Origin of the sequence: Streptomyces nigrescens, from assembly GCF_027626975.1 — a bacterium.
GTDB lineage: Bacteria > Actinomycetota > Actinomycetes > Streptomycetales > Streptomycetaceae > Streptomyces > Streptomyces nigrescens.
In genome coordinates this window covers 6628909-6652308 of record NZ_CP114203.1, presented here as the reverse complement: position 1 = coordinate 6652308, position 23400 = coordinate 6628909, and the positions used below count along the sequence as shown (strand labels likewise).

Genomic DNA, 23400 nt, shown 5'->3' with positions numbered 1-23400 from the left:
AGACGCGGCGGCGGCGCCCCGTTCGCCGCCCGTGCGCCGTTTACGCTGCCGCCATGGCAGAGAACACAGAGCCGGCACGGGCAGCGCGGACGACGCCGATGGCACGGGCCGGGCAGGTGGGCGGCACGGCGACCGCGCCCCGGCCCACACTGCCGGCACCGTCCTCGCGGGGCGGGCAGAGCACACAGACGGCACCGGCGGCACAGGAGACACAGCACGACGGGGCGACGCCCCGGCAGGTGGCCGTGGTCACCGGCGCCGGCTCCGGCATCGGGCGGGCGGTCGCCCATGCGCTGAACGCCGCAGGCTGGACGGTGGTGCTGGCCGGGCGGCGCGCGGAGGCGCTGGCGGAGACCTCCCGTCTGGCCGGCCCGCTGGACCCCGACGGCCCCGCGATCATGACGGTACCGACCGATGTCACCCGGCCCGACCAGGTCGACGCCCTCTTCGCCACCGTCCACGAACGGTTCGGACAGCTCGATCTGCTCTTCAACAACGCGGGCACCTTCGGCCGGGCGGCGCCGCTGGAGGACCTGAGTTACGACGACTGGCGCGCGGTCGTCGACGTCAACCTCACCGGCTCCTTCCTCTGCGCCCAGGCCGCCTTCCGCGCCATGAAGGCCCAGGAGCCACAGGGCGGACGGATCATCAACAACGGCTCGGTCTCCGCGCACGCCCCGCGCCCGCACTCCGTCGCCTACACCGCCACCAAGCACGCGATGACCGGCCTGACCAAGTCACTCTCCCTGGACGGCCGTCCGTACGGCATCGCCTGCGGCCAGATCGACATCGGCAACGCGGCGACCGAGATGACCGGCCGGATGCAGACCGGCATTCTGCAGGCGAACGGCCGGACGGCGGTCGAGCCGGTGATGGACGCGGCGGACGTCGCCCGCACGGTCGTCCACATGGCGGCGCTGCCACTGACGGCCAATGTGCAGTTCGCGACGGTGATGGCCACCAACATGCCGTATATCGGGCGGGGTTGAGGGGCAGCGGAGGGGGCAGCGGGCGAAGAGCGACGTCCGGCCGGGCGCGGCCGGGCCACTGCCGGGCCGGAGGGCGGCGCGTGAACGCGCGTAGCCAGGCCGCTGCCGGGCCGGAGCGCGACGCCTGAACGAGCTTAACCAGGCCGCTGCCGGGCCGGAGAACGACGTCCGGGCCGGTCGAAGTGCGGCCGCCGCCGGGCCGGGTGGCCGGCGCCGGAACGGGCGGGAAGTCGCGCCCCCGTACGCCCGGTCATCGAATCCCCGTACGACCCCTGCCCACTTTCCCCTTCCGGTGGCACCCTAAGAGCCTGCCTTCGGGCCCCGGCCGGGCTGACCGACCGGGGCGCAAGACAGGCGCTTCGCTCGAATCCGCACCTCTCGTCTGCCGGGCCGCCCCCGTGCGGCCCGTCCCCCCGAGGCCGCGCACGCCCGCCGTACGCGGCCCCCGCAGAAGGAGTCACGCGTGAGACGAACCGTTCGCGGCATACCGGCAGTTCACGGCATACCGGCGCCGCACCCCGCGCGCAGATCCCGGGCCGCCCTCGGCACCCTGACGGCCGCCGGTACGCTGCTCGCCCTGCTGCTCCCCACCGGCCAGGCCGGTGCCGCCCCGCAGCCCGGCCACCACTCCTCCGCCACCCCGCAGACCACCCTCGGCGCCTTCTGGACCGCGGACCGGATGCGCGCCGCCGCTCCCCTGGACCTCGCCACACCCACAAAGCGGTCCGCCCCCGCCGCGGTCCCGCGCAGCGCCCCGCTCAAGGTGGCCCCCACCCTCCCCCGACTCCCCAAGGCCGGCCCGCTGTTGCCCGGGTCCCTCCCCCAGGCCGGCGGACCGTGGACCGGCGGCGGCGCGGTCGTCAAGACCACCGGCCGGGTGTTCTTCACCTACCAGGGCCGCAACGCCTCCTGCTCCGGCGACGCGGTCACCAGCGGCAACAAGAGCACCGTGATCACGGCGGGCCACTGTGTGAAGCTGCAGGGCGCCTGGCACACCAACTGGGTCTTCGTCCCCGGCTACCACGACGGCCAGGCCCCGTACGGCAAATGGCCGGCGGCCAAGACGCTCGCCACTCCCCAGTGGACGGCGAGCGAGGACATCAACTACGACGTCGGTGCCGCGGTGGTCGCCCCGCTCGACGGCAAGAAGCTCACCGACGTCGTCGGCGGCCAGGGCCTGTCCTTCAACTCCGGCTACAACAAGGCGATGTACGCCTTCGGCTTCCCCGCGGCCGCCCCGTACGACGGCAGCAAGCTCATCTACTGCAGCGGCAACACCATCAAGGACCCGCTGTTCTCCAGCGACCACGGTCTGCCCTGCAACATGACCGGCGGTTCCAGCGGCGGCCCCTGGTTCACCTCGTTCGACGAGAAGACCGGCACCGGCCTGCAGTCCTCGGTGAACAGCTTCGGCTACCAGTTCTGGCCCAACAACATGTTCGGCCCGTACTTCGGCGACGACGCCAAGAACCTCTACAACCAGGCCCAGACGTCCTGACCCGGACACCTGGGGGCCGTGTGGACCGCGTCCGTACGGCCCCCACTGCGCCAGGAGAGAGCGAGCGGTCCGGATGCGGGCGGAGTCGGCGGTGCCGGCCTCCTCCTGGATGGCGTGAGCTGTCAGGGCCTGCCTTGGTTACCTGCCGCGCGAGCGGAAGCGGAAGACGGCGGCCACGGCAACGGTGCCCACGACAAGAGTGCCCACGGCCAGCAGGAGCAGATCTTCGGTGTCCGGGCGGCTGGTCGCACCGGTGCTGGTGAAGGCGCCGGTCGAGCCGTCGGTGGTCGCCCCGCCCTTCGCGCCGCCGCTGGGGGTTTTCGCCGGATCTGCTGCCCTGTCTCCGGACGGCGAACCGGCCCTGGTGCCGGAGGGCCCGGACGTCGTCGAGCGGGTCGTGCCGTCCGTAGTGGATCCGGTGCTCCCGGTGCTCCCCGATGTCTGCGCCCCGGGGGCGCCGGCGCCGGCCGTACCCGTCGCGCCGGAAGTGACCGAGCCGGACGGCGTCTTCGCCCCCGTGATGCCGAACGACGCCACGACGTTGTTCTGCCCGGCGTCCAGCGTGCACGGCGCGTCGACCTCACCCGGACCTGTCGGGTTGCCCCTCGCGTCCTTCAGGGCGAGGCGCAGGGTGAGGTCGCCGATGGTGATCTTCGCGCTGCCCGGCCGGGTGAAGGTGCGCGCCGGTGCGGCGCCGGTCGCCTTGACGTGGAACGAGCCGGACTCCGGGACATTGGTCCTGCTCACGTCGAACGGCAAGCTGACGTCGAGGTCGCCCTGCGGCGCGGTCACGAGGGCCTTTGCGTCCGCCGTACCCTCGATGCTCCTTACACCTGCCAGACGGATCACCTTCGTACGGTCCGAACTCACCGGCACCACCGCGTCGATGCGGAATTTCGGAGTGGGCCTGCCGACCACGGCCGACTTCGGGATGTCCGAGTCGATCTTCATCGTGACAGGCTGCGCGCCGACATACGGAAAGGCGCACCTGTACCTCAACGTGAGCGACGTGGGAGCCGCAGCCGCGGTTCCGGCTCCGAAAACCCCCAGCATTCCGCCCGCGACACCTACAGCCGTCGCTAACCCCATGGCGCCACGGGCCACCGAACCGGCACCACGGGCCGTCCCGCGCCGCTCGGACAGGTTCTGGTTCCGCTTTCCGGTCCTCATCTCGATTCCCCCGTCTCGGTTCCCTCATCAGACGTGTGAGTGCCTACGACAAGCATGAACCCGACGCGGTAATAGATCTGTCACGATCCGGGTGCAGCCCGTCACGGAACGGGGCCGGGGGTCGGGGGTCGGAGCAACCGGACCCGCGCCAACCCCGCACGCTGGGCCGAGGTGACGCCCCGCACGCACACCAGACTTTCACGAACACCTCTGTTCGCAGAACCTCTCTCGACGCTACCTTTGGCGTCGCACTGGGCCGGAACTCCCGTTCCCCCCACGCCGATTCGAGACGAGGTGCACATGCGAAGGACCCGCTCGTTACTCGCGATACTTGTCGCGCTGCCCGCCCTGGGGCTGAGCACACCGCAAGCCGTGGCGGCCGCCCCACAGGCGCAGACCCGGGCCGACTGCCCGAACACGATGATCTTCGAGGTCGGGGGTCACCTCGATGGCGACGCCACGGTCTATGACCGCAGCAACTCCGCGCTCCCCGAAGGCGTGTCGTTCACAAAAATCCACTACTCGGCTTCCATCGCCCCCTACCCCGGCGACACCAAGACGCTGGACGACTCCGTGGCCGAGGGCATCGCCAAGCTCGACGCGGCGGTGAAGAACTTCCACGGCGCATGCTCCACCAGTCACGTGACCATCGCCGGTTACTCGCAGGGCGCGATCGTCGCCGGCGATGAGCTGGCCGCCCTCTCCGGAAGCGATGCCGTCCCGCACGACCAGATCAACGGCGTGCTCTACGGCGATCCCCGGCGGCCCGGTGTGGACGGCGGCCCGGGCGGCATCGAAACGAACCTGCCGACGATCCTGCCGGGCATGACCATGAAGGGGCCGCGCGGCTTCGGCGACCTGACGGTCAAAGAGATCTGCAACACCAACGACGGCATCTGCCACTCCGAGAACCTGATCACGAACCTGGCGTGCTTCGCCAACGGCGTGGTCGGCTACTTCACCGGCGACCACGGTTACGACATCGACCCGCACGCGGTCTCGGGCGGCGGCGACCAGCTCAACCGTCAGGCGCCCAAGGTCCCGCTCTGCGGCCCCGGGCTGCCGGTCCCGAGCAAGACGCCCCACGAACTGTTCAACAACAACCGCACAGCGGCCCGGCATCAGGTGGCCGGATACCGCACGATGGTCACGCCGCTGCTGCCCGCCGGCCTACGGGGTCAACTGGCGCACTTCCCCTGGCTCCCCGTGGCCGGCTAGCGGTTCAGCCAAGGAGCCGTACCGCGAGACGGACGAGCGGATCCTCCAGTCCGCGCAGGCCCTTCAGGTCGTCCGCGACCAGGTGCGCCGTCACCAGCTGCGCGGTGGCCGCGACCAGGGCCTCGCAGCCGAAGCTCCGCTCGTCCGCACCGTCCTCGTCCCCCACGTGGAAGATCTCGGCGAGGGCATCCGCGAACCATCGCTGCCACTCTCTGCGGATGGCCATCGCCTCAGGCCCGGCGGCGTAGACCTCGACGAGGAACAGCCGGGCAAAGGCGGACTGTTCGGTGAGGGTCCGCAGATAGAGGTGCAGCAGTCGGCGGAAGGTTTCCTCCGGGGGCGCCGGCCGGGTTGCCTCCGGAGGGCCGGCCGGCGACTGCCGAGCGGCCTCCAGCAGGCCCGCCAGCTGCTTCGTGGCGGCGTCCAGGGCCTGGATGAAGCAGTCCTCCTTGGAACGGAACTGCTGGTAGAACGTCTCCCGGGACACTCCGGCGCGCCGGATGATCTCGGCGACCGAGGTCCCCACGTACCCCTTGTCCTTCATCGCCTCTGCGGTGGCGGTCAGCATGCGCATCCGCTGCGACATCACCACCTGTTCACGGCTGAGGTGGTGCCGGCCGCTGGGCAGCGGCCCGGGCCGGGCAGCATTGCGCGGGGACTCAGCCACTCTTGCCTCCACGTATCGGATCGGGCTCAAGGCGAGGTGGTGATCGCCGTGGCCGACCTCTGATGGTGCCCGATGAGCAGCAGGAACTCGACATCCACGGCCTCGCTCAGGTGCCACGCGGTCGATCGCACGCGGCGGCGTCGAGATCCTGCCACTCGTGCAGCATGTCCGTCGCGGGCCTCGCCGTGCCCGGTGCCCGGTGGCCGGCAGCGACGGTACGGACGACGATGTGGCCGCGAGGCCCTCCGGGGAGCGACCACCGGTCGATTCTCCGTCTCCGCAGCAACACCCCACGGGGTCCGGATCACGTAAAGAGCCCCTTGACCACAGGTCAGGGGGCTTGGATGACAGAGGACTTGGGCGGCCAGAGGGCTTGGACGGCCAGGGGGCTTGGACGGCAGGGGGCTTGGGCGGCGGACGAGTCGCGCCAGGCTGGGTGGCCGCACCGGTGCGGCCACCCCTCTCGCAGTTGCCGGTCACGCTGGATGTGCACCGTGCCGTAGGGTCCCCGGCCGCGACTCCGTTCGTCCCAGGGTCGGCGCGGAGTGTTCACATGCCCGGGTGGTCGGGCACGGGTGAGGCGGCGACGGCGTCGGCGAGGATCTGCTCCCGCGTCGAAACAACCAGTCCGTTGAGGGCCTTGGCCAGGTCGAGGACCTCGCCCGGCGTGTCCGGGGTGGCGATCCGGTCGGTCGATTCGTCGAGGAAGGCCATCGCCTCGCGCATGCGGCGGTGAGCTTCGGGGGTTGCGGGAAGCGCGTCGGCTTTGATCAGGTTGAGCATCGTCTCCAAGGCCTCGGCCAACTCGCGGACTGCTTCACGCATCTCGGTTTCATCGAAGTCCATGCCGCATACGATCGCGGATCGGGTGGAAAGACGCCACGCCGCCTGTTTCGGCTGGAGTCACCGGGCGGTGTCAGCGCGAGTACCCGGTACCCCGTACCCCGTACCCAGTACCCCGGTCCAGCGGTCTCGGCTCAGCGGCCCCCAGGACTCGGCGCCCTTGCGTTCGCGGCTCGCAAGCGTCGCCTCGGCGTGGACGCCCGCGGCCATCTCTCGCCCAGAGCCGCCCAGCGCGGCGTCACCCGGGAACGGCGAAGGCCCCGAGGAATCCCCCCGGCGATGGCGCCGGGAGCCCTTGAAGAAGGAAGCCCGCCAACTCCCGCCAACTCCCGCGCACTCCTGGGAACTTCACCCACCCGCCAGTAGCATCCGGCCGGCGCCAGTAGCACGCCGCCCAAGCAGCCATCCTCGAAAGGGGCTCCTGCATGCGCTTGACCTCCCGCGTCGCCCCCGCCGCCCTCGCCGTGGCAGCCCTCCTGCTCGGCGTCCTCCCCACGCAGGCCCAGGCCGACCCCGACCGCACCCCCGACCGCGCCCCCGACCGGATCACGGTCGGTGACCGCACCTTCATCGCCGACGGCCAAGGCCGCGCGCTCCAGTGGCGCGGCTTCAACCTCGCCGACAAGAACAGCCGAGGCACCCACGCGTTCGCCGACATCCACGAGAGCGACATCGAAGACATGGCCGCCCGGGGCTTCAACCTCGCGCGCCTCGCGTTCTTCTGGGACGACCTCGAACCCACCCCCGGGCACTACGACCGCGGCTACCTCACCAAGATGCGCCGCATCCTCGACTGGGCCAACCGCTACCACATCAAGGTCATCCTCGACGCCCACCAGGACGTATACGGCCCCCACTTCGGCTCCCGCGGCGTCCCCGACTGGGCCACCCGCGACGAGGGGTTACCGTTCTGGCCGATACCCGACGACTGGTTCTCCGAGTACTTCGAGCCATCCGTACAGACCGCCTTCGACCACCTGTACAAGGACGCCGACCTCCGCGCCGCGCACGCCCGCATGTGGATGACGGTCGCCTCCGCCCTGGGCAGGCACCCGGCGCTGCTCGGCTACGACCTGATGAATGAGCCGTTCGCGAAATTCCTCGAAGGCGAAGACCTCCCCGCCGCCGCGGCCCGCTTCGAGGCCACCGAGCTCACCGAGCTGTGGAACCGCCTTGCCCGGGCGATCCGCCTGGTCGACCACAGGTCGTGGGTATTCGTCGAACCCACCGTCATCGTCGGTCTCGGCGTCCCCACCCGGATGGGCCGCATCGACGACCCGCACGCCGGCTACGCGCCGCACTTCTACGAGACCGGGATGGAAACAGGCGCCGACTACGACCCCAACGGCACCTTCATCCCCGCCTTCGAGGCCGCGATCAGCGACTACCCGACCCGTCACCGCATGCCGGTCATCGTGGGCGAGTGGGGCGGCAACCCCTACGTTCCGCACGCAAGCCAGTTCGTCACCGACATGACGGCCTCCCTGGACCGCTTCGCCAGTGGCTGGACATGGTGGCAGTGGTGCCGGGGCGGCGGCTACTGCTTCCTCGACCAGACGGGCACCGCGAAGCCCAACGCCCAGCTGCTCGTCCAGCCGTACGCCCGGGCCGTCGCGGGCGACCCGCTCAAGTTCGCGTACGCCCCGGCTACACGCACCTACACGCTCACCTTCCGCACCCGCGACAACGCAGAGGGACCCACCCGGATCACCGTGCCCAGGGATACCTACCCAGACGGCTACCGCGTCGACATCCAAGGCAACAAGGCCAGTTGGGACAACCACGGCCAGACCGTCACCGTGAACACCCACGGCAGGGCCAAAGCCACCTACAGGGTCACGATCAGCCCGAGGTAGCCCACCCGATTCGCTCGGGGGCTGCGGCCCGCGGCCCCCGCGTCAACTGACGATGTCCTCGGCGAGGGCGACCACGTGTTTCCACGTCAGCCGCACTCCTCGGCCAGTTCCTTTGGGCAGTCCGATACCTGCGACGGGATTGCCTTCCAGATGGCCGTCCTCCACGGCCATCGACAATCTGGCGGAGAGCCCATCTGTGATCCAGAATGCTTGGATGGTCGCGCTTGAGACTCCCCGTTTGATCCTGCGTCGCTGGCGCGAGGAAGACATTGCGCCCATGGCTGCCGTCAATGCCGACCCCGAGGTCATGCGGTGGATCCGTGACGGCAGCGTCCGTGACGAACAGCAGACTCGCGGCGGGGTCCAGGCATGGGAGAGCGAGTGGGAGTCACAGGGCTTCGGCCTGTTCGCCGTGGAGATCCGGTCCACCGGCGAGCTGGCCGGGTTCACCGGCCTTTCGGTGCCCGACTTCTTGCCGGAGGTACTGCCGGCTGTTGAGATCGGCTGGCGGCTGGGACGTCCCCACTGGGGGCAGGGCTTGGCCACCGAGGCCGCTGCGGCCGCCGTACGGTTCGGGTTCGAAGAGCGAGGGCTGGAGCGGATCGTCAGCATCACTCAAGTGGGCAACGACGCCTCCGAACGGATCATGACCAAACTGGGGATGCATCCGGTCCGTGAGACCGTCAATCCCACCTACGGTCGACGAGTACGGGTGTACGAGTTGTCGTCGGACCAGTACGCCACAACCACTCGTTGATGGCGGCAACAGGACGGTAGCCCCGTAGCGGACCGCGACTTTGTCGTACCTGGTGGCCACGGCTCGATGTCTCTTGAGGCGATTGATGCCGCACTCGACCGCGTGCCGGGCCTTGCAGTCCTCTGGGTCGAACTTCGGTGGCCGGCCACGGCTGGACCCGCGCTTCTTGCGGTTGCGGACCTGATCGGCCTTGTCCGGAATGGTGCAGCGGACAACAACGGCCCCAGCACCGCCCATTGCTCGTCCATCAGATCTCCGCGTGCCACGAACCAAGAGCACCCCACGACCAAGATCTACTTTCGATACACGCCCCAGTAGCAAAACCGGGCCGGGCGCTCCGCACACCATGCGGGGCGCCCGGCCCGTCTCCGTCGTCACCGCTGGACTGCCGGTGCGGCGCGGCGCCTGGTCGCCGCCAGCAAGCGGCGGCGGCCATGTGCCAGGACGCGTTCGGCTTCCCCAGCCGCGCGAGCACGTCCTCGCGCAAGCGAGTCCCCACCCCGGAGGAATCACTCAATGAACGACCGACGGAGGGTCGAGTGGCGCAATTTCCCGGTTGAAGAACTCTGTGAAATCTTCCCCTCGATGATAAAGCGCATCGAAGCCTGCGGAAGTTTCTTCAATTGCCATTTGATCCGCGATCCGATTGGCTCCCGCCGCGTTCCCGTCGTCGTCATAAACCACCTCGTACATGACCTCATCGCCAAGGATCACAACCTCTGGCACAAGGTGATCGACTTCGATATCTGAGATTTTGCGGGCATCCATCACTCGGATACTATCGCCCAATTCCACCCGTAGGCGAAGCACGAACAATTCCCACTGTACGTACGGAGTGACAGGGAACTGCACTACGCGAAGCCGACGCTCCAGAATGCCGAGCTCAGCAGCCTTCTGGAACTGGGCGGCATAGATTTCACGCTTCTCCTCAATCAAGGAAAGCGCTCTATTCCACTCGCCGGCGGCGAAGGCTTCCCAGCTAGGAAAACCTCGCTCCTTGAAATTCTGCCCACGCTCGAGCTTACTCAAGGAGCGGATGCCGCTCTCATATTGGCAGCGAAAGTCCTCGTGATAGCTTGGCCGATCCAAATACTCTGAGGTACTGCGCTGGAACGACTCAAACACTTGGAATATCCGGCTTCGCCGCGACCATCATACTCCTCGGGATGACCACGAGTCGCTCGTCGGCGCCTACCGATACACCTGCCGGAAGGCTTTTCCCGAGCGAGTCTGTTAGATCTCTACCGATGATGGCGACATCTCCATTCTCTAGCTCCCAGATGTCGGGACAGTCGGGATTATCTGTTGTATGCCCTAACTCCTGCGGGGATTTCCCTAGCCGCCTTTTGAACCGCGTTGCAGGGTCAGCTTCCCACGGCCTGGCCACAACCACCCCTCTCTTTCAGACGTTCCAGAGCGCTGTGAGCTTAGTGCCTGAAGCCCCATGTAGCTAGAGCAAACACTAGGTTTACGCAGGAAAAATGGACCATGGCATATGCCATGGGAAAATCTCATCGAGGCTCGCTTGCCCGTTCAGTTTGGCGGTGCAACGATGCTGACCTTGAGCGCCGCACGGCCCTCACGATCTCGTCGGTCTGATTTATAGACTTATAGCGGAAAACTAGAGCAGTGGCGATTCAGCTGGGGGAGCTATGGGTCCGGAATTAACATCGTTCACACAAACCGCTGGAACCACCTCAGTCACTCTGATGGCAACCGATGCCTGGCAACACACCCGCGACGGATTAACTCGCCTGTGGCAGCGCCTGCAGCCCGACAGAGCGCAAATTGTTTCCGATGAATTGGACGCAAGTCGCGAAGAAGTACTGCGCGCCCACTCGGCAGCTGACCAAGAGATGCTGAGTGAATTGCGCTTGCGGTGGCAGGGGTACCTCCGCCGGCTGTTGCTCACCCAGCGAGAGGCCGTTGAGAACCTTCGCAGGTTGCTTGGCGGGGTCGGTCCGGAAGCCGCTACGCACGCTGCACAGATCACTCAGCACGGAACTGCATCCGGGCGAGCACGGATCCATCAAGCTGGCCGAGACATGCACATCAGCGAACGATGAGAGGTGCGATGGACGGCCATGCCGAAGATGACGGCCGCGTCTACCAATCATCGCGTGACCAACACATCAGCGAGTACCACTATCACGGCAGCGATGAACCTGGCTCGGCCGGCCCGGACTCAGTTCGACGCCCGGCAGTGGGCCGAGCACCCGTGGTTTTGCGCGACCGCGCCGAAGTGCTCGAGCGCTTACGGGCGAGTGTCGCGGAAGAGGATGGCGGTCAAGCCTTCGTTCTTCACGGCATGGGAGGCTGCGGCAAGACTGCTGTCGCTCACGCCTTCTTTCAATTCGCCACGGAGGTCAGCGGCCGTGTCGGCCTATGGGTGAACGCCTCCGACCGTGCGAGCCTGCGCTCCGGCATGCTCGCCGTTGCCGCTGACCGTGGTGCCACAGACGGCGAGCTATTGGCTGCTCGCAACGGACTGCGGCCTGGAGCCGACCTCGTGTGGGAACACCTCGACCGATCCGCTGAGCCGTGGCTGCTGGTACTGGACAACGCAGATGATCCCGAGATTTTGCGGGATGGAAGCTGGCTGCGTACCAGCCCTGGCGGCATCGTGGTGGTCACGACACGGCGTGCGGCTGCTCGCTGGTGGCCAGGAGCGGAGTTGCAGCATATTGGGGTACTACCGCGGGAAGACGCTGCACGGGTGCTGTGCGACCTGGCGCCGCAGAGCGGCACGTTGAAGCAGGCTTCGGCGATCGCGGACAGGCTCGGCCGACTACCGCTCGCGCTGACGCTGGCCGGCGGCTTCCTGTCCCACCAAGTGCTCGACCCCTGGACGATGGACGCCTATAGACGACACCTCGAGGAAGGCGAGCGTGTCGAACTCATCGACCAAGGAGCTGACCTCTTGTCGGATACAGATCCACGTCACCTGGTAGGGCGTACTTGGCAACTCACGCTCGACGCATTCGAAGCTCGCGGCCTGCCCGAGGCAGTGTCACTGCTTCGCTTGCTTGCCCGTTTCGCTTCGGAGCCGCTGCCGCTGACCTTACTGAATCGTCCTGAAATCAGTGGTGTCCTCCCTCGGGCTCGCACTGAAACGGCACTGCGAGCGTTGCTCGACCAATCGCTTACTGAACTGGTTAACGTTGGCGTGCGGTGTATTCAAAGCCACGGCGTACTGCTCGATAGCGTCGCTTCCGCCACGCCATCAGATTCGCTTAGCACCCTCAACTCAACAGCCTGCCGACTGTTGGATGCCGCGATTCCTAAACTGCCTGACGCCGGCCCGGAAGACCCGCATCTACGGCTTCTCAGCCCTCACGTCATCGCCTTGTTGCAGCGTGGCGCGAATTCCGCAACAACGGCCGATTTGGTGGATATCGCGACCCGCCTGGCCACTGCTCTCCATCGCACTGGGGACTACCTGTCTGCCTGGGAGGCCGCCCATAATACGGTGGCACTTTCGGAGCAAATCCTCGGTTCGGAGCATCGCTTGGTTTTGGCCGCGCGTTCCAGGGCGGGGCGAGCACTGTTCCGGCTGGGAAAGTATTCCGAGGCCGAGCCACTGCTACGCCAGGTCCGAAGCACTCAGGAGCGGCTGTTTGGAGCCCATGATCCGGACACTCTGGACAGCAGCCACGGACTTCAACTAGTGCTTGGAAACCTCGGTAAACAGGCGGAAGCTCTGTCCTTGCTCCACGCCACGATTGCGGGCCGACAATCGTCACTCGGGCCTGCCCATCCATTGACACTGCGCTCCCGGGCCAGCCTGCTCACGATACTGTCGGCGGCCGAACTCGAAAGGGAAGATAACTCTGCATTGCTCTCCCTGCCTTCGGAATGTGAGCGGCACCTCGGCCCGGACCACACGGTCACGCTGGGAGCAAGACACAACCATTCCTGGGCACTTTACGTACTCGGGCACTTCAACGAGGCCGATGAGGAGATTCGGCTGGTCGCGGACACATATGAACGTCGCTTCGGGTCCGATTACCCCATCGCACTTTCGGCGCAACAGCTATATGCTCGAATTCAACATAAACTCGGAAACTTTGAGGCGGCGGTAAGCCTCATGAATGACGTCACGGAAAGGCGGACGAACAGTCTCGGCGCGGGTCACCCTTTTACAGCTGCCAGCAGGAAGGTGCTTGCTGAGCTCAGGGAAAATCCGCGAACTGCGCCCTGATTCATATATCAGCGGCTCAGCGCACATCCCCACGGGAACTCCCCGGAAACCGCAGGCCAGGGAGGAAGTCCGGCTGAACGCACAACGGCCCCGGCCAGGGCATTTGCCCTGGGCAGAGCCGTGATGGCGGACGAGTCGGCCTGTACGCCGGGTTCTGTCGCCCCCGGTCCTTGCGGGCCGGGGGGAGACGGCCATCCATCTAGGGCTGTCGTTGCCGGCAGCCTCGTGCGGTCTACCCGCGGACTCGGGCGGGCAGCCCTCGGTCGTCCGCGCAGGGGCATCAGCCGATGCCCCCTCTTGACCTTGCTCCGGGTGGGGTTTACCTAGCCCTCCGAGTCACCTCGGAGGCTGGTGGTCTCTTACACCACCGTTTCACCCTTACCGGAGACCGAAGCCTCCGGCGGTTTGCTTTCTGTGGCACTGTCCCGCGGGTCACCCCGGGTGGGCGTTACCCACCACCCTGCCCTGTGGAGCCCGGACGTTCCTCGGGAGGATCGTGAGATCCCCACGCGGCCGTCCGGCCGGCTCGTCCGCCGTGCCGACCATGCTACCCGTCGGGAGCAGCTGCCCCGGCCAGGCCGTTCCCGCTCCGGTTCCCGTTCCCGTTCCCGTGCCCGTGCCCGTGCCCGCGCCCGGCGGAAGCGTCCTTGACCTTGTCGCAGCGGCAACGTTTCTACTGAGCGCATGAGAATCGGTGAGCTTGCAGGTCTGATCGGTGTCAGCACCCGTGCCGTGCGCCACTACCACCATCTGGGGCTGCTGCCCGAGCCGGAACGGCGTGCCAATGGCTACCGGGACTACGGGCTGCGGGACGCGGTGGCGCTCGCGCGGGTGCGGCGGCTGACGGAGCTGGGGCTCGGGCTGGACGAGGTGCGGGACGTCCTGGCCGACGACGCGGGGCGTGAGCTGCACGAGGTGCTGGACGAGCTGGATGCGGATCTGGCCCGTCAGGAAGAGGAGCTGCGGGCGCGGCGGGCGCGGCTGGCCGCCGTGCGGCGGCAGGCCGAGGAGCACGGCGGGCTGCCTGCCGAGGGCCCCGTGTCGGACGAACTGGCGGCGCTGTTCGCGGAGATGGCGCGTACCTCGGCCGCACGGCCGGGCCCGGAGCCCGCCATGGCGTCGAAGGAGCGGGAGGTGCTGGCGCTGCTGGAGTCGATGGGAGGGGAGGAGGGGAACAAGCGGATGGTGGAGCTGATCGGGGAGATGGCCACGGCGCCGGGGGCGATCGAGCGGACGTACGAGGTGTACGGGTTGCTCGATGCGCTGGTGGAGGCCGGGACGGACGATCCGCGGGTGGAAGAGGCCGCGCGGGCGCTCGCCGACTGCATTCCGGACGCGGTGATCGCGGAGGTCGACAGGGAGCAGTGGGAGCGGGCGGCCGGGCCGGGCGCCGAGGTGGACGGCGGTTTCCTGGCGGCGTACTACGGGCACTTCGCGCCCGCCCAGGCCCGGGCCGTACGCCGGGCGATCCAGCTGGTCGCGGAGCGTGCGCGATGAGCCGGGGTACCGCGCTGCGCCGGCTGGCCGCCCATGAGGGGCGGTGGATGGTGAGCCTGGGCTGGTGGGTGGCCCGGCGGCGGATCGGGGTGGCGCCGGGTGAGCGGGCCCTGGGGTATGCGGGGGCGCAGGCGGCGCTCGTCTACGGGCTGACGTTCGCGTGTGTGGTGGAGACGGTCGGGCTCGGTGTGCTGCTGGCCGGTAAGGCGGTGGTGCACGAGGTGATGCTGTTCGTCGATGTGTACACGGTGCTGACGGTCCTGGGGCTCCAGGCGGCGGCGGTGACCCGGCCGCATGTGCTGGGGGCGGAGGTGCTGCGGCTGCGGGACGGCGCACGCCGGGAGATACGGATTCCGCTGGAGCGGATCGCCTCCGTGCGCTACGACCTCCGGTTCACCAAGGAGCGGGACAAGAACGGCGACGTGGCCGAGCTGGCGGTCGGCGGGCAGACCTCGGTCACCGTCGAGCTGTCCGAACCGGTGGTGGCCGTCCGGCTGTTGGGGCAGCGGGAGACCCTCCGTACGGTGCGCTTCCACGCCGATGAGGCGCGGGCGGCGGTGGCGGCCGTACGGGCCGCGATGGCGGCACGGGGAAGGACGCCGCAAGGGGATGCGGCGCCGGACGGGGATGCGGTGCCGGAAGCGGGCGGGGCCCCGGTCAGGCAGGGGTGAAGCGGACCGGGTGGTGGCCCGGTTCGGCCTCGGCGAGGCGGACCGGGATGCGGTGGCCGAGGGGCAGCGCGGGACCTTCCGGGGCGGTTTCGACGGTGCCGATGACGGCCGGGTCGTAGAGGTGGACGGTGCCGTGGGTGGGGTCCTTCTCCTGGATCTCGACGACCAGCGCCTCGAAGATCTCGCCGACCCGGTCGCGCAGCAGCGCCGCCTCGACGAGGTCGACGCAGGCCCGCTCCACCTGGTTGGCGCGCTGGGTGCCCAGCTCCATCTCCCGGGGCAGCGCGGGCAGCGCGGTGCGGACCCAGTCGGGCGGTGCGGCGCCGGCCGAGGCGGCCAGGCACAGCTCGGAGGTGTAGCGGTCGACCAGGCGCCGCAGCGGCGCGGTGGCGTGCGCGTAGGGGGCGGCGACGGCGGCGTGCAGGGCCTCGGCGGCAGGGGGCGCCGTGCCGTCGAAGACGGTGTAGCCGGCGCCGCGCAGCAGGGCGGTGCACTCCTGGAGGAAGGCGGCGTGGGTGGCGCGACGCGGGTCGAGGGTGCGGATCAGCGCCGCGTACGAGGTGTGGTGGGGCCAGTCGACGCCGAGCGCACGGGCGGTCAGCCGGAGCCGGGCGACCGAGCCGTCCGGGGCGGTCGGCAGCGTACGGAGGATGCCGGTGCCGGAGGCCAGCATCAGCTCGGCCGCGGCCATGCCGGTGAGCAGGGAGATCTGCGCGTTCCAGGCGTAGGCCGGGAGGGGGGCTCGGTATTCGAGGGTGTAGCAGCCGTCCTGCTCGACGATCTCCTGCTCGGGGACGTTCAGGGATATCGCGCCCCGGGCGACCTCCCGCTCCTCCCGCAGCTGTCCGATCTCACGCAGCAGGGCGAGGGGTTCCTCGGCCGTGTCGTCGTCGAGGATCCGCTGGACACCCGCGTAGTCCAGCTTGGCGCGCGAGCGGACCAGGGCGCGGCGTACGGAGGTGCCGGTCAGGTCGCCGTCCGCGTCGAGGTCGAGCTGCCACAGGACGGCCGGGCGGTCCCGGTCGGGCAGCAGGCTGGCGGCGCCCTCGCTGAGCACGTACGGGTGCAGCGGGACCCGCTCGTCGGGGAAGTAGAGGGTCGTCACACGGTGGTGCGCCTCGGCGTCCAGGGCCCCGCCGGGGGTCACGAAGGAGGCGGCATCGGCGATGGCGTAGTGGACGCGGTAGCCGCCCCTGGCCTTCGACCCGCGCGGCGCCGGGCGGCGGGACAGGAACATCGCCTGGTCGAGATCGAGGGAGCCGGGCGGATCGATGGTGAAGAGGGGGAGGTCGGTGGCGTCCTCCAGGGTGTGCTCGGTCGCCACGGCACCGTCGGCGGCGGGGATCCGCGGGGCGCGGGCCGCGCTCTCCGCCTCGGCCTGTGCCGTGGGCGGGAAGTGGTCCGGGATCTCCAGCCGGCCGCGCAGCTCATGCAGCGCGACACGCAGCGGGGCCTCGGCTGCGTCGGTCACATGCATATGGAGACGGGGCATGACACCGAGCGTATGGCGGGCGGCCGCTCCCGGCGCGCCGTACGGTGCCGCCCCTGGCCGGGGCCCGGCCGGTCTCGCCCGGCCGCCGCAGGCTCTACGCTTTTCCGGGGCCGCACCCCCGCCCGTACTGCCGTGAAGGAGAAACACCGTGCTCGTGCTGTTGCCGCCGTCCGAAGGGAAGGCCTCCGCGGAGGCCGGGGCTCCGCTGGACACCGGTGCGCTGTCGCTGCCGGGGCTGACCGCGGCGCGCGAGACGGTGCTGGAGGAGCTCGTCGAGCTGTGCGCGGCGGACGAGACCAAGGCCCAGGAGGTGCTCGGGCTCAGCGAGGGCCTCAAGGGCGAGATCGCCAAGAACGCGGGGCTGCGGACGGCGGGGACCCGGCCGGCCGGGGAGATCTACACCGGGGTGCTCTACGACGCGCTCGGCCTGGCGTCGCTGGACGCGGCGGCGCGGCAGCGGGCCGAGCGGTCGCTGCTGGTGTTCTCGGGGCTGTGGGGCGCGGTACGGATCGGTGACCGGATTCCGTCGTACCGCTGCTCGATGGGGGTGAAGCTGCCGGGGCTCGGTGCGCTGGGCGCGTACTGGCGGGCGCCGATGGCCGAGGTGCTGCCGGCGGCGGCCGGGGAGGGCCTGGTGCTGGATCTGCGGTCGGCGGCGTATGCGACGGCGTGGAAGCCCAAGGGTGAGGTGGCGGGGCGGACCGCGACGGTGCGGGTGCTGCAGTCGAAGATCGTGGCCGGGGTGGAGAAGCGGTCGGTGGTCAGCCACTTCAACAAGGCGACGAAGGGGCGGCTGGTGCGGGATCTGCTGTCGGCGGGGCTCGATCCGGACGGTCCGGCGGAGCTGGTGGCGGCGCTGCGGGAGCTGGGTTACGCGGTGGAGGCGCAGGCCCCCGCGAAGGGCGGCAAGGCGTGGGCGGTCGATGTGATCGTGACGGAGCTGTAGGCGGGGCCTGGCCGCGTTCAGGGAGCCATAACCACCCCGTTGCAGCATGTGCAACGGTCGTTGCGGAGAGTGGGCGGCCGGGCGCACTATGGGCGGCGTGACCAGCGCCGCCTCCTCCCCCGCGCCCTCCTCCCCCTCGGTTCTCGGGCTCGCCCCCGTCATCCCGGTCGTCGTGCTGCACGACGCCGACGACGCCGTACCGCTCGCCCGTGCGCTCGTCGCGGGCGGACTGCCCGCGATCGAGGTGACCCTGCGGACGCCCGCGGCGCTGGAAGCGATCCGGGCCGTCTCCGAGGAAGTCCCCGAAGCGGTGATCGGCGCGGGCACCCTGCTCGCCCCCGGGCAGGTCGAGGCCGCCCTCGCGGCCGGCTCCCGCTTCCTGGTGAGCCCCGGCTGGTCGCCGCGGCTGCTGGGCGCGATGAAGGACTCCGGGGTGCCGTTCCTGCCGGGAGTCTCGACGGTTTCGGAGGTGGTGACCCTGCTGGACGAGGGCGTCACCGAGATGAAGTTCTTCCCGGCGGAGGCGGCGGGCGGCACCCCCTACCTCCACTCGCTGGCCTCGCCCCTCCCCCGGGCCCGCTTCTGCCCGACCGGCGGGATCGGCCTGGCGTCGGCGCCGTCCTATCTGGCGCTGCCCAACGTCGGCTGCGTCGGCGGCACCTGGATGCTGCCGGCCGACGCGCTGGCCGCGAAGGACTGGGACCGGGTGCGCCAACTCGCCCAGGAGGCGGGGGCATTGGCGGCCTGACGGCGGTACGTACGCGAAAGGACCCGGCACCTCGGACGACCGAGGTGCCGGGCCCTACGCGTACGGCGGAGACGCGGCGGGCGTACGGGACGCCCCGCAACCGCAGATGTGCGGGCATACGGGACGCCCCGCTACCGCAGATGCGAGGTGTCGTTCAGCAGCCGCACCGAGGCATTGCCGTCGGAGAAGTAGGCGACCGCGGAGAGCGATGCCGCGGAGAGCTCCATCCGGAACAGCGACTCCGGCGGGGCGCCCAGCGCCAGCCGGACCAGCGTCTTGACCGGTGTCACATGCGTGACCAGCAGCACCGTCCTGCCCGCGTACCGGGCGAGGAGCTTGTCGCGGGCGACGGCGACCCGGCGGGCGACCGCCGCGAAGGACTCGCCGCCTCCCGTGGGCGCCACCCTGGCGGAGCCGAGCCAGGCGTCGAGGTCCTCGGGGAAGCGCTCACGCACCTCGGCGAAGGTCAGCCCCTCCCATGCCCCGAAGTCGGTCTCGCGCAGGCCCTCCTCGATACGGACCTCCAGGCCGAGCCGGGCCGCGACCGCCTCGGCGGTCTCCCGGCAGCGCCGCAGCGGGGAGCTGACGACGGCCTGGATCGTGCCCCGGGCGGCGAGCGCGGCGGCGGTCGCCTCGGCCTGGCGGCGCCCGGCGGCGGACAGCTCGGGGTCGGTGCCGCCGCTGCCCGAGAACCGCTTCTCGGGCGTCAGCGCGGTCTCGCCGTGCCGCAGCAGGACGAAGGTCGCGGGCGGACCGAGGTCGGGGGCGCCCCAGCCGGCCGGCGGGGCACTCGGGGCCGCGTCCGCCGCCTCCGCCGACTCGGCGGCCTCATCGGCGGCCCGGGCGGCGGCGCTGCGGGCGGGGGCTGCGGCGGTGGCGAGCGCCGCCCTGGAGTCGCGCGGCTCCCACTGCTTGCCGATCTTCCCGGCGTCCATCGCCTCGTTGGCGAGCCGGTCGGCGTGCTTGTTCTGCGCGCGGGGGATCCACTCGTAGGTCACCCGGGCGGGCGGGAAGACCGACCGGGCCTCGGCGGCCAGCGGCTTCATGTCCGGGTGCTTGATCTTCCAGCGCCCGGACATCTGCTCGACGACGAGCTTGGAGTCCATCCGCACCCGGACGCACGCCTGCGGATCGAGGGCGTGCGCCGCCCGCAGACCGGCCACCAGCCCCTTGTACTCGGCGACGTTGTTGGTCGCGGTGCCGATGAACTCGGCGGCCTCGGCCAGCGCCTCGCCGGTCTCCGGGTCCAGGACGACCGCGCCGTAGCCGGCCGGCCCCGGGTTGCCCCGGGAGCCGCCGTCCGCCTCGACGATCAGCGTGCGTGCCACGGCCTACAGACCCGAGTCGGGCGTGCGGACCAGGATGCGGCTGCAGTTCTCGCAGCGCAGGACGGCGTCGGCGGCGGCCGCGCGCACGTCGTTGACCTCGGTGATGTTCAGCTCCAGCCGGCAGCCCTCGCAGCGGCGCTGGTAGAGGCGGGCCGCGCCGACGCCGCCCTCCTTGGCGCGGATCTTGTCGTAGAGCTTGAGCAGATCGGCCGGGATGTCGGCGACGGTCAGCTCGCGCTCCTTGGAGACCGTCGCGCGCTCGGCGTCGATCTCGGCGTAGGCGGCGTCCCGGCGCGTGGTGGCGTCGTCGACCTTGGCCTGGATGGCCTCGGCCCGGGCGGTGAGCTCGGTGACCCGCTCCTGGGCGGCCTCCCGGCGCTCCATGACCTCCAGGACGACGTCCTCCAGGTCGGCCTGGCGCTTGGCCAGCGAGGTCAGTTCGCGCTGGAGGTTCTCCAGGTCCTTGGGGGAGGTGACGGCACCGGAGTCGAGGCGCTTCTGGTCGCGGGCGGCGCGCTGGCGCACCTGGTCCACGTCCTGTTCGGCCTTGGTCTGCTCGCGGCTGGTGTCGCTCTCCTCGGTCTGCGCGGCGACGAGCAGGTCGCGCTGCTGGATGAGGTCGGCCTCCAGGGTCTGCAGCTCGGCCAGCTCGGGGAGGTTGTTGCCCCGGTGGGCGAGCTGGGTGAGCCTCACGTCCAGGGCCTGGACGTCGAGGAGGCGGATCTGGTCGGCGGGCGCGGCGTTCAGCGTGGGGCTCCTGTGGTGTGCGTCGGGGTGACGAGTCGGGTGGACGCCGCGTGGGCGGTCCAGGGATCGGTGACCGTACGGGAGACATGCGTACGCAGTCCCCAGTCGTGCCGGTCGGAGACCGCGTCGAGCTGGGCCGCGGCCTGCTCGCACCACGGCCATTCGGTGGCCCAGTGGGCGGCGTCGAGCAGCGCCAGCGGGCTCTTCTGGGTGGCCTCGGAGGCCGGGTGGTGGCGCAGATCGGCGGTGAGGAACGCATCCACACCGGCCGCCCGTACGTCGTCGAAGAGGCTGTCGCCGGAGCCGCCGGAGACGGCGAGGGTCCGGATCTCGCGGGCCGGGTCGCCGGCCGCCCGGATGCCCTGCGCGGTGGCGGGCAGCCGCTCGGCGGCGTGGGCGGCGAGCTCGGCCAGCGTCATCGGATGCGGCAGCTCACAGATCCGGCCCAGGCCGCGGCGGCCCGCCGGATCGCTCGGGTCCGGGACCAGGGGGCCGACGATGCGCAGGTCCAGGGCGCCGGCCAGGGCGTCGGAGACACCGGGGTCGGCGGTGTCGGCGTTGGTGTGCGCGACATGCAGGGCGATGTCGTGCTTGATGAGGGTGTGCACGACCTTGCCCTTGAAGGTCGAGGCCGCGACCGTCGTCGTACCGCGCAGATAGAGCGGATGGTGGGTGACGAGCAGGTCGGCGCCGAGCTTCACCGCCTCGTCGACGATTTCCTGGACCGGGTCGACGGCGAACAGCACACGGCGGACCTCGGCGCCGGGATCTCCGCAGACCGTGCCGACGGCGTCCCACCCTTCGGCCCGCTCGGGGGGCCAGAGGGCGTCGAGCGCGGTGAGGACTTCAGACAGTACGGGCACGGGTGGAAGGTTACCTCCCGGCTGTGACATGGCGTCGGGTCCTCCGGTCCTCTCCCCCGCCGCCCTCCCCTCCGGGGAGCCCGGGCCCGCACCGCACGGGCCCACTCGGGCCCGCCGTGACCGGCCCGGGGCGGACCCCCGGAGCACAACCACCCCGCCGGGCACCGGCGAACCGGACAACTGCCACCCTTATGCGTGAAGTGCGACAACTTGCAGCGTTCGGCCGGAAGTACGAAAACTAGCTTCGGTTGCCGACTGGAGGTGACCACTCGATGACGATCTGTGCCACTGAGGACACCATGGCGCCGGCCGGCCCGCTCGCCGGGCGCCTGACGATCGCCGCCGACGGCTCGTACGCCGCCCGGCTCGCCCGGCACGACGACGCCGCCGGAAGCTGGTTCCCGGAGCGCTGGACGCTGAGCGGCCCCGAGCCGTACGCCGTACCGCTGCAGGGCACCCAGCCCGAGGAGCCGGACAGCGCACTGCTGCCGCTCACGGACGGACGGGTGCTGATCCTGCGCCGGGTCGCCGACCGCTTCGCCGTCTCCCTGCTCTACCCGGCGGGCCCCGGAACCGGCGAACTCCTACTGGGCGCCGTGGCCACCCCCCGGCTGACCCTGCTGCCGCCCGCCCCCGGCGGGACCCTCGCCTACGCCCTCGCGCCCGAGGCGGACCACACCACGCTGTGGCGGGTGCACGGCGGGGCGAACGGGCCGGAGCGGGTCACCCGGATCCCGGGCCGCTGCACGGGCGGCGCGTGGCTGGACCGCGGCGGCCGACTGCTGGCGCTGGACCGGGAGTTGGACGGCCGGACCAAGACCGTGGTGGTCGACCTGGAGCGGGGCGGCGAGACCGCCCTGCTGCTGCAGATCACCGAGGAGAGCAACGACCGGCTGCTGCTGGCCGATCCGGACAGCGGGCTGCTGCTCCTGCGCTCGGACGCCCCGGGGTACGACCGGCTGGGCTGGGGCGTCCTGGGCAGCAGCCTGCCGGTGCGCTTCCCGGAGTGCCTGCGGCCCACGGGCGGGACACTCACGCCTTTCGCCGTGCAACCGGGGCAGATGCTGGCACCGGAGAGCTGCGCGGTGGCGTTCCGGATGACCGCGGCGAGCGGCACCTGGCTGGGCGTCTGGCGGCCCTCGGAGCGGCAGTTGCGGCAGTACCCGGCACCGGAGGGCTGGCTGCCGGGCACCGGGCTGTGGACGGCGGACGGCGAACTGCTGCTGCCGTACGCGACGGAGGCGGAGCCGTGCGGGGTGGCGCGGATGGGGGTGCCGGGGGTGCCAGGGGTGCCGGGGGAGGTGGTGGAGCCGGTGGGGGCGGTGCTGCCCGTGCAGCCGGTGGGGGCGGTGGAGCCGGTGCGGGTTGTGGGCCCGATGGGGCCGGTGAGGCAGGTGGAGCCGCTGCGGACTGCGGGGCAGGTGGAGCCGACATGGGCCGGGGCCGGGAAGCCGATGGGCCCGATGGGGCCGATGGGGCCGATGGGGCCGCATCCGTCGGCTGGGCCGGAGCAACGGCCGGCACAACCGCCGGTGGAACCCCTGGAACCCCTGGAACCCCTGGAGCCCCTGGAGCCCCTGGAGCCCCTGGAGGCAGTGGAGGGGCCACCCTCCGGGGAGGCCGCCGAGAGCGGCGGGGGGATTGTCCCGGATGCAGGGGATGCCGACAACCGCTCCACAGCATCTGCACAACCTTCAGCCACGGACGCGGAACCGCAGCACATCCCCGGACATCCCCAAATGTGCAGGCCAGTTCCCTTGCAAGAGGCACCTCTGGCGGCCCGCCAGACCCGGTGGAGCGTGATTTCCGGCCCCGTTAGAATTTCGGGCGGGGGCTGCGCAGCCGGTTGACCGGCCACCGGCAGTGCCGCTCGGGAGCAGCCGTGGCGGTCGTCGGGCGAGGTCCCGAC

General features: G+C 70.2%; 20 protein-coding genes, 1 other RNA gene and 1 pseudogene. 11 read left to right on the top strand and 11 right to left on the bottom strand.

Features of this window, described 5'->3' with window-relative positions:
• Positions 1-98 precede the first annotated feature (98 nt).
• A complete protein-coding gene (locus tag STRNI_RS29530; protein ID WP_277413338.1) occupies positions 99-989 on the top strand; it encodes an SDR family oxidoreductase in 891 nt (296 codons plus the stop codon).
• Between the two features lie 463 nt (positions 990-1452).
• Positions 1453-2487, top strand: coding sequence for a trypsin-like serine peptidase (locus STRNI_RS29525; RefSeq protein WP_277412334.1), 1035 nt, complete (start codon positions 1453-1455; stop codon positions 2485-2487).
• Positions 2488-2625: 138 nt separating this feature from the next.
• Here STRNI_RS29525 and STRNI_RS29520 read toward each other — a convergent pair whose 3' ends face one another.
• On the bottom strand, positions 2626-3540 hold the full coding sequence (locus tag STRNI_RS29520) for a DUF6801 domain-containing protein (protein WP_338149816.1): 915 nt from the start codon (positions 3538-3540) through the stop codon (positions 2626-2628).
• A gap of 417 nt (positions 3541-3957) precedes the next feature.
• On the opposite strand from STRNI_RS29520, the gene STRNI_RS29515 reads away from it, so the two are divergent.
• Complete coding sequence (locus tag STRNI_RS29515) at positions 3958-4875, top strand: PE-PPE domain-containing protein (RefSeq protein WP_277412332.1); 918 nt, start codon at positions 3958-3960, stop codon at positions 4873-4875.
• A gap of 4 nt (positions 4876-4879) precedes the next feature.
• Here STRNI_RS29515 and STRNI_RS29510 read toward each other — a convergent pair whose 3' ends face one another.
• Positions 4880-5542 carry a TetR/AcrR family transcriptional regulator gene (locus STRNI_RS29510; RefSeq protein WP_277412331.1) on the bottom strand — a complete coding sequence of 221 codons (663 nt, stop codon included), beginning with the start codon at positions 5540-5542 and terminating at the stop codon, positions 4880-4882.
• Between the two features lie 549 nt (positions 5543-6091).
• On the bottom strand, positions 6092-6388 hold the full coding sequence (locus STRNI_RS29505) for a hypothetical protein (protein WP_018093295.1): 297 nt from the start codon (positions 6386-6388) through the stop codon (positions 6092-6094).
• 422 nt (positions 6389-6810) lie between these two features.
• Between STRNI_RS29505 and STRNI_RS29500 the strand changes: the two genes are divergently transcribed.
• The gene (locus STRNI_RS29500; RefSeq protein ID WP_266448975.1) at positions 6811-8241 is read left to right on the top strand and encodes a cellulase family glycosylhydrolase; all 1431 of its coding nucleotides are present in this window, start codon (positions 6811-6813) and stop codon (positions 8239-8241) included.
• 214 nt (positions 8242-8455) lie between these two features.
• On the top strand, positions 8456-8998 hold the full coding sequence (locus tag STRNI_RS29495) for a GNAT family N-acetyltransferase (RefSeq protein ID WP_109896096.1): 543 nt from the start codon (positions 8456-8458) through the stop codon (positions 8996-8998).
• On the opposite strand, the pseudogene STRNI_RS41680 reads toward STRNI_RS29495, so the two are convergent.
• The 3 genes and pseudogenes from STRNI_RS41680 to STRNI_RS29485 form a co-directional block, all read right to left on the bottom strand.
• Positions 8985-9211 (bottom strand): annotated as a pseudogene (locus STRNI_RS41680) (IS5 family transposase); the annotation flags it as partial. The gene STRNI_RS29495 and the pseudogene STRNI_RS41680 sit on opposite strands and share 14 nt — an antisense overlap.
• Positions 9212-9511: 300 nt before the next feature.
• Positions 9512-10123, bottom strand: coding sequence for a DUF6879 family protein (locus tag STRNI_RS29490; RefSeq protein ID WP_159488441.1), 612 nt, complete (start codon positions 10121-10123; stop codon positions 9512-9514).
• Positions 10116-10385 (bottom strand): hypothetical protein, encoded by a 270-nt coding sequence (locus STRNI_RS29485; RefSeq protein ID WP_078518844.1) that lies wholly within the window; start codon positions 10383-10385, stop codon positions 10116-10118. Before STRNI_RS29485 ends, STRNI_RS29490 begins: the two co-directional genes overlap by 8 nt.
• Positions 10386-11072: 687 nt before the next feature.
• Between STRNI_RS29485 and STRNI_RS29480 the strand changes: the two genes are divergently transcribed.
• Positions 11073-13199, top strand: a complete 2127-nt coding sequence (locus STRNI_RS29480) for a tetratricopeptide repeat protein (RefSeq protein ID WP_274735258.1) — start codon at positions 11073-11075, stop codon at positions 13197-13199.
• A gap of 127 nt (positions 13200-13326) precedes the next feature.
• Here STRNI_RS29480 and rnpB read toward each other — a convergent pair.
• Positions 13327-13728: RNase P RNA component class A (gene rnpB, locus STRNI_RS29475), an RNA gene on the bottom strand.
• Positions 13729-13883: 155 nt separating this feature from the next.
• On the opposite strand from rnpB, the gene STRNI_RS29470 reads away from it, so the two are divergent.
• Both STRNI_RS29470 and STRNI_RS29465 read left to right on the top strand, forming a co-directional pair.
• Complete coding sequence (locus tag STRNI_RS29470; RefSeq protein ID WP_266448964.1) at positions 13884-14696, top strand: MerR family transcriptional regulator; 813 nt, start codon at positions 13884-13886, stop codon at positions 14694-14696.
• Complete coding sequence (locus STRNI_RS29465; protein WP_159488438.1) at positions 14693-15367, top strand: hypothetical protein; 675 nt, start codon at positions 14693-14695, stop codon at positions 15365-15367. Before STRNI_RS29470 ends, STRNI_RS29465 begins: the two co-directional genes overlap by 4 nt.
• Here STRNI_RS29465 and STRNI_RS29460 read toward each other — a convergent pair.
• Positions 15354-16859, bottom strand: coding sequence for an RNB domain-containing ribonuclease (locus tag STRNI_RS29460; RefSeq protein ID WP_159488437.1), 1506 nt, complete (start codon positions 16857-16859; stop codon positions 15354-15356). The genes STRNI_RS29465 and STRNI_RS29460 overlap by 14 nt on opposite strands.
• Positions 16860-17007: 148 nt before the next feature.
• Here STRNI_RS29460 and yaaA point away from each other — a divergent pair, with 148 nt between their 5' ends.
• Together yaaA and eda are read left to right on the top strand one after the other, a co-directional pair.
• Entirely contained in the window at positions 17008-17805 is a 798-nt protein-coding gene (gene yaaA, locus STRNI_RS29455) for a peroxide stress protein YaaA (RefSeq protein ID WP_018093303.1), read from the top strand.
• 88 nt (positions 17806-17893) lie between these two features.
• A complete protein-coding gene (gene eda, locus STRNI_RS29450; protein WP_266448958.1) occupies positions 17894-18553 on the top strand; it encodes a bifunctional 4-hydroxy-2-oxoglutarate aldolase/2-dehydro-3-deoxy-phosphogluconate aldolase in 660 nt (219 codons plus the stop codon).
• A gap of 131 nt (positions 18554-18684) precedes the next feature.
• Here the strand turns inward: eda and STRNI_RS29445 are convergent, their stop codons facing one another.
• Genes STRNI_RS29445 through STRNI_RS29435 form a run of 3 tightly spaced genes read right to left on the bottom strand, consistent with a single transcriptional unit; the run spans position 18685 to position 21491 of the window.
• Positions 18685-19881, bottom strand: a complete 1197-nt coding sequence (locus STRNI_RS29445; RefSeq protein WP_266448956.1) for a bifunctional RNase H/acid phosphatase — start codon at positions 19879-19881, stop codon at positions 18685-18687.
• Between the two features lie 3 nt (positions 19882-19884).
• Positions 19885-20628: a zinc ribbon domain-containing protein gene (locus tag STRNI_RS29440; protein WP_190076390.1), complete on the bottom strand. Its 744-nt coding sequence runs from the start codon at positions 20626-20628 to the stop codon at positions 19885-19887.
• Positions 20625-21491, bottom strand: a complete 867-nt coding sequence (locus STRNI_RS29435) for a Nif3-like dinuclear metal center hexameric protein (RefSeq protein WP_266448954.1) — start codon at positions 21489-21491, stop codon at positions 20625-20627. The genes STRNI_RS29440 and STRNI_RS29435 overlap by 4 nt, the downstream gene beginning before the upstream one ends.
• A 272-nt stretch (positions 21492-21763) precedes the next feature.
• Between STRNI_RS29435 and STRNI_RS41675 the strand changes: the two genes are divergently transcribed.
• Positions 21764-23341 carry a hypothetical protein gene (locus tag STRNI_RS41675; RefSeq protein WP_381845820.1) on the top strand — a complete coding sequence of 526 codons (1578 nt, stop codon included), beginning with the start codon at positions 21764-21766 and terminating at the stop codon, positions 23339-23341.
• Positions 23342-23400: the final 59 nt, after the last annotated feature.

Excerpts from the sequence above, each read along its gene's own strand:
- STRNI_RS29530 (WP_277413338.1), top strand. The coding sequence starts at position 99 with ATGGCACGGGCCGGGCAGGTGGGCGGCACGGCGACCGCGCCCCGGCCC.
- STRNI_RS29460 (WP_159488437.1), bottom strand. The coding sequence starts at position 16,859 with ATGCCCCGTCTCCATATGCATGTGACCGACGCAGCCGAGGCCCCGCTG.
- STRNI_RS29505 (WP_018093295.1), bottom strand. The coding sequence starts at position 6,388 with ATGGACTTCGATGAAACCGAGATGCGTGAAGCAGTCCGCGAGTTGGCC.
- STRNI_RS29470 (WP_266448964.1), top strand. The coding sequence starts at position 13,884 with ATGAGAATCGGTGAGCTTGCAGGTCTGATCGGTGTCAGCACCCGTGCC.
- STRNI_RS29480 (WP_274735258.1), top strand. The coding sequence starts at position 11,073 with ATGGACGGCCATGCCGAAGATGACGGCCGCGTCTACCAATCATCGCGT.
- STRNI_RS29500 (WP_266448975.1), top strand. The coding sequence starts at position 6,811 with ATGCGCTTGACCTCCCGCGTCGCCCCCGCCGCCCTCGCCGTGGCAGCC.
- STRNI_RS29495 (WP_109896096.1), top strand. The coding sequence starts at position 8,456 with ATGGTCGCGCTTGAGACTCCCCGTTTGATCCTGCGTCGCTGGCGCGAG.
- STRNI_RS29515 (WP_277412332.1), top strand. The coding sequence starts at position 3,958 with ATGCGAAGGACCCGCTCGTTACTCGCGATACTTGTCGCGCTGCCCGCC.
- STRNI_RS29465 (WP_159488438.1), top strand. The coding sequence starts at position 14,693 with ATGAGCCGGGGTACCGCGCTGCGCCGGCTGGCCGCCCATGAGGGGCGG.
- STRNI_RS41675 (WP_381845820.1), top strand. The coding sequence starts at position 21,764 with ATGACGATCTGTGCCACTGAGGACACCATGGCGCCGGCCGGCCCGCTC.
- eda (WP_266448958.1), top strand. The coding sequence starts at position 17,894 with ATGGGCGGCGTGACCAGCGCCGCCTCCTCCCCCGCGCCCTCCTCCCCC.
- STRNI_RS29520 (WP_338149816.1), bottom strand. The coding sequence starts at position 3,540 with ATGCTGGGGGTTTTCGGAGCCGGAACCGCGGCTGCGGCTCCCACGTCG.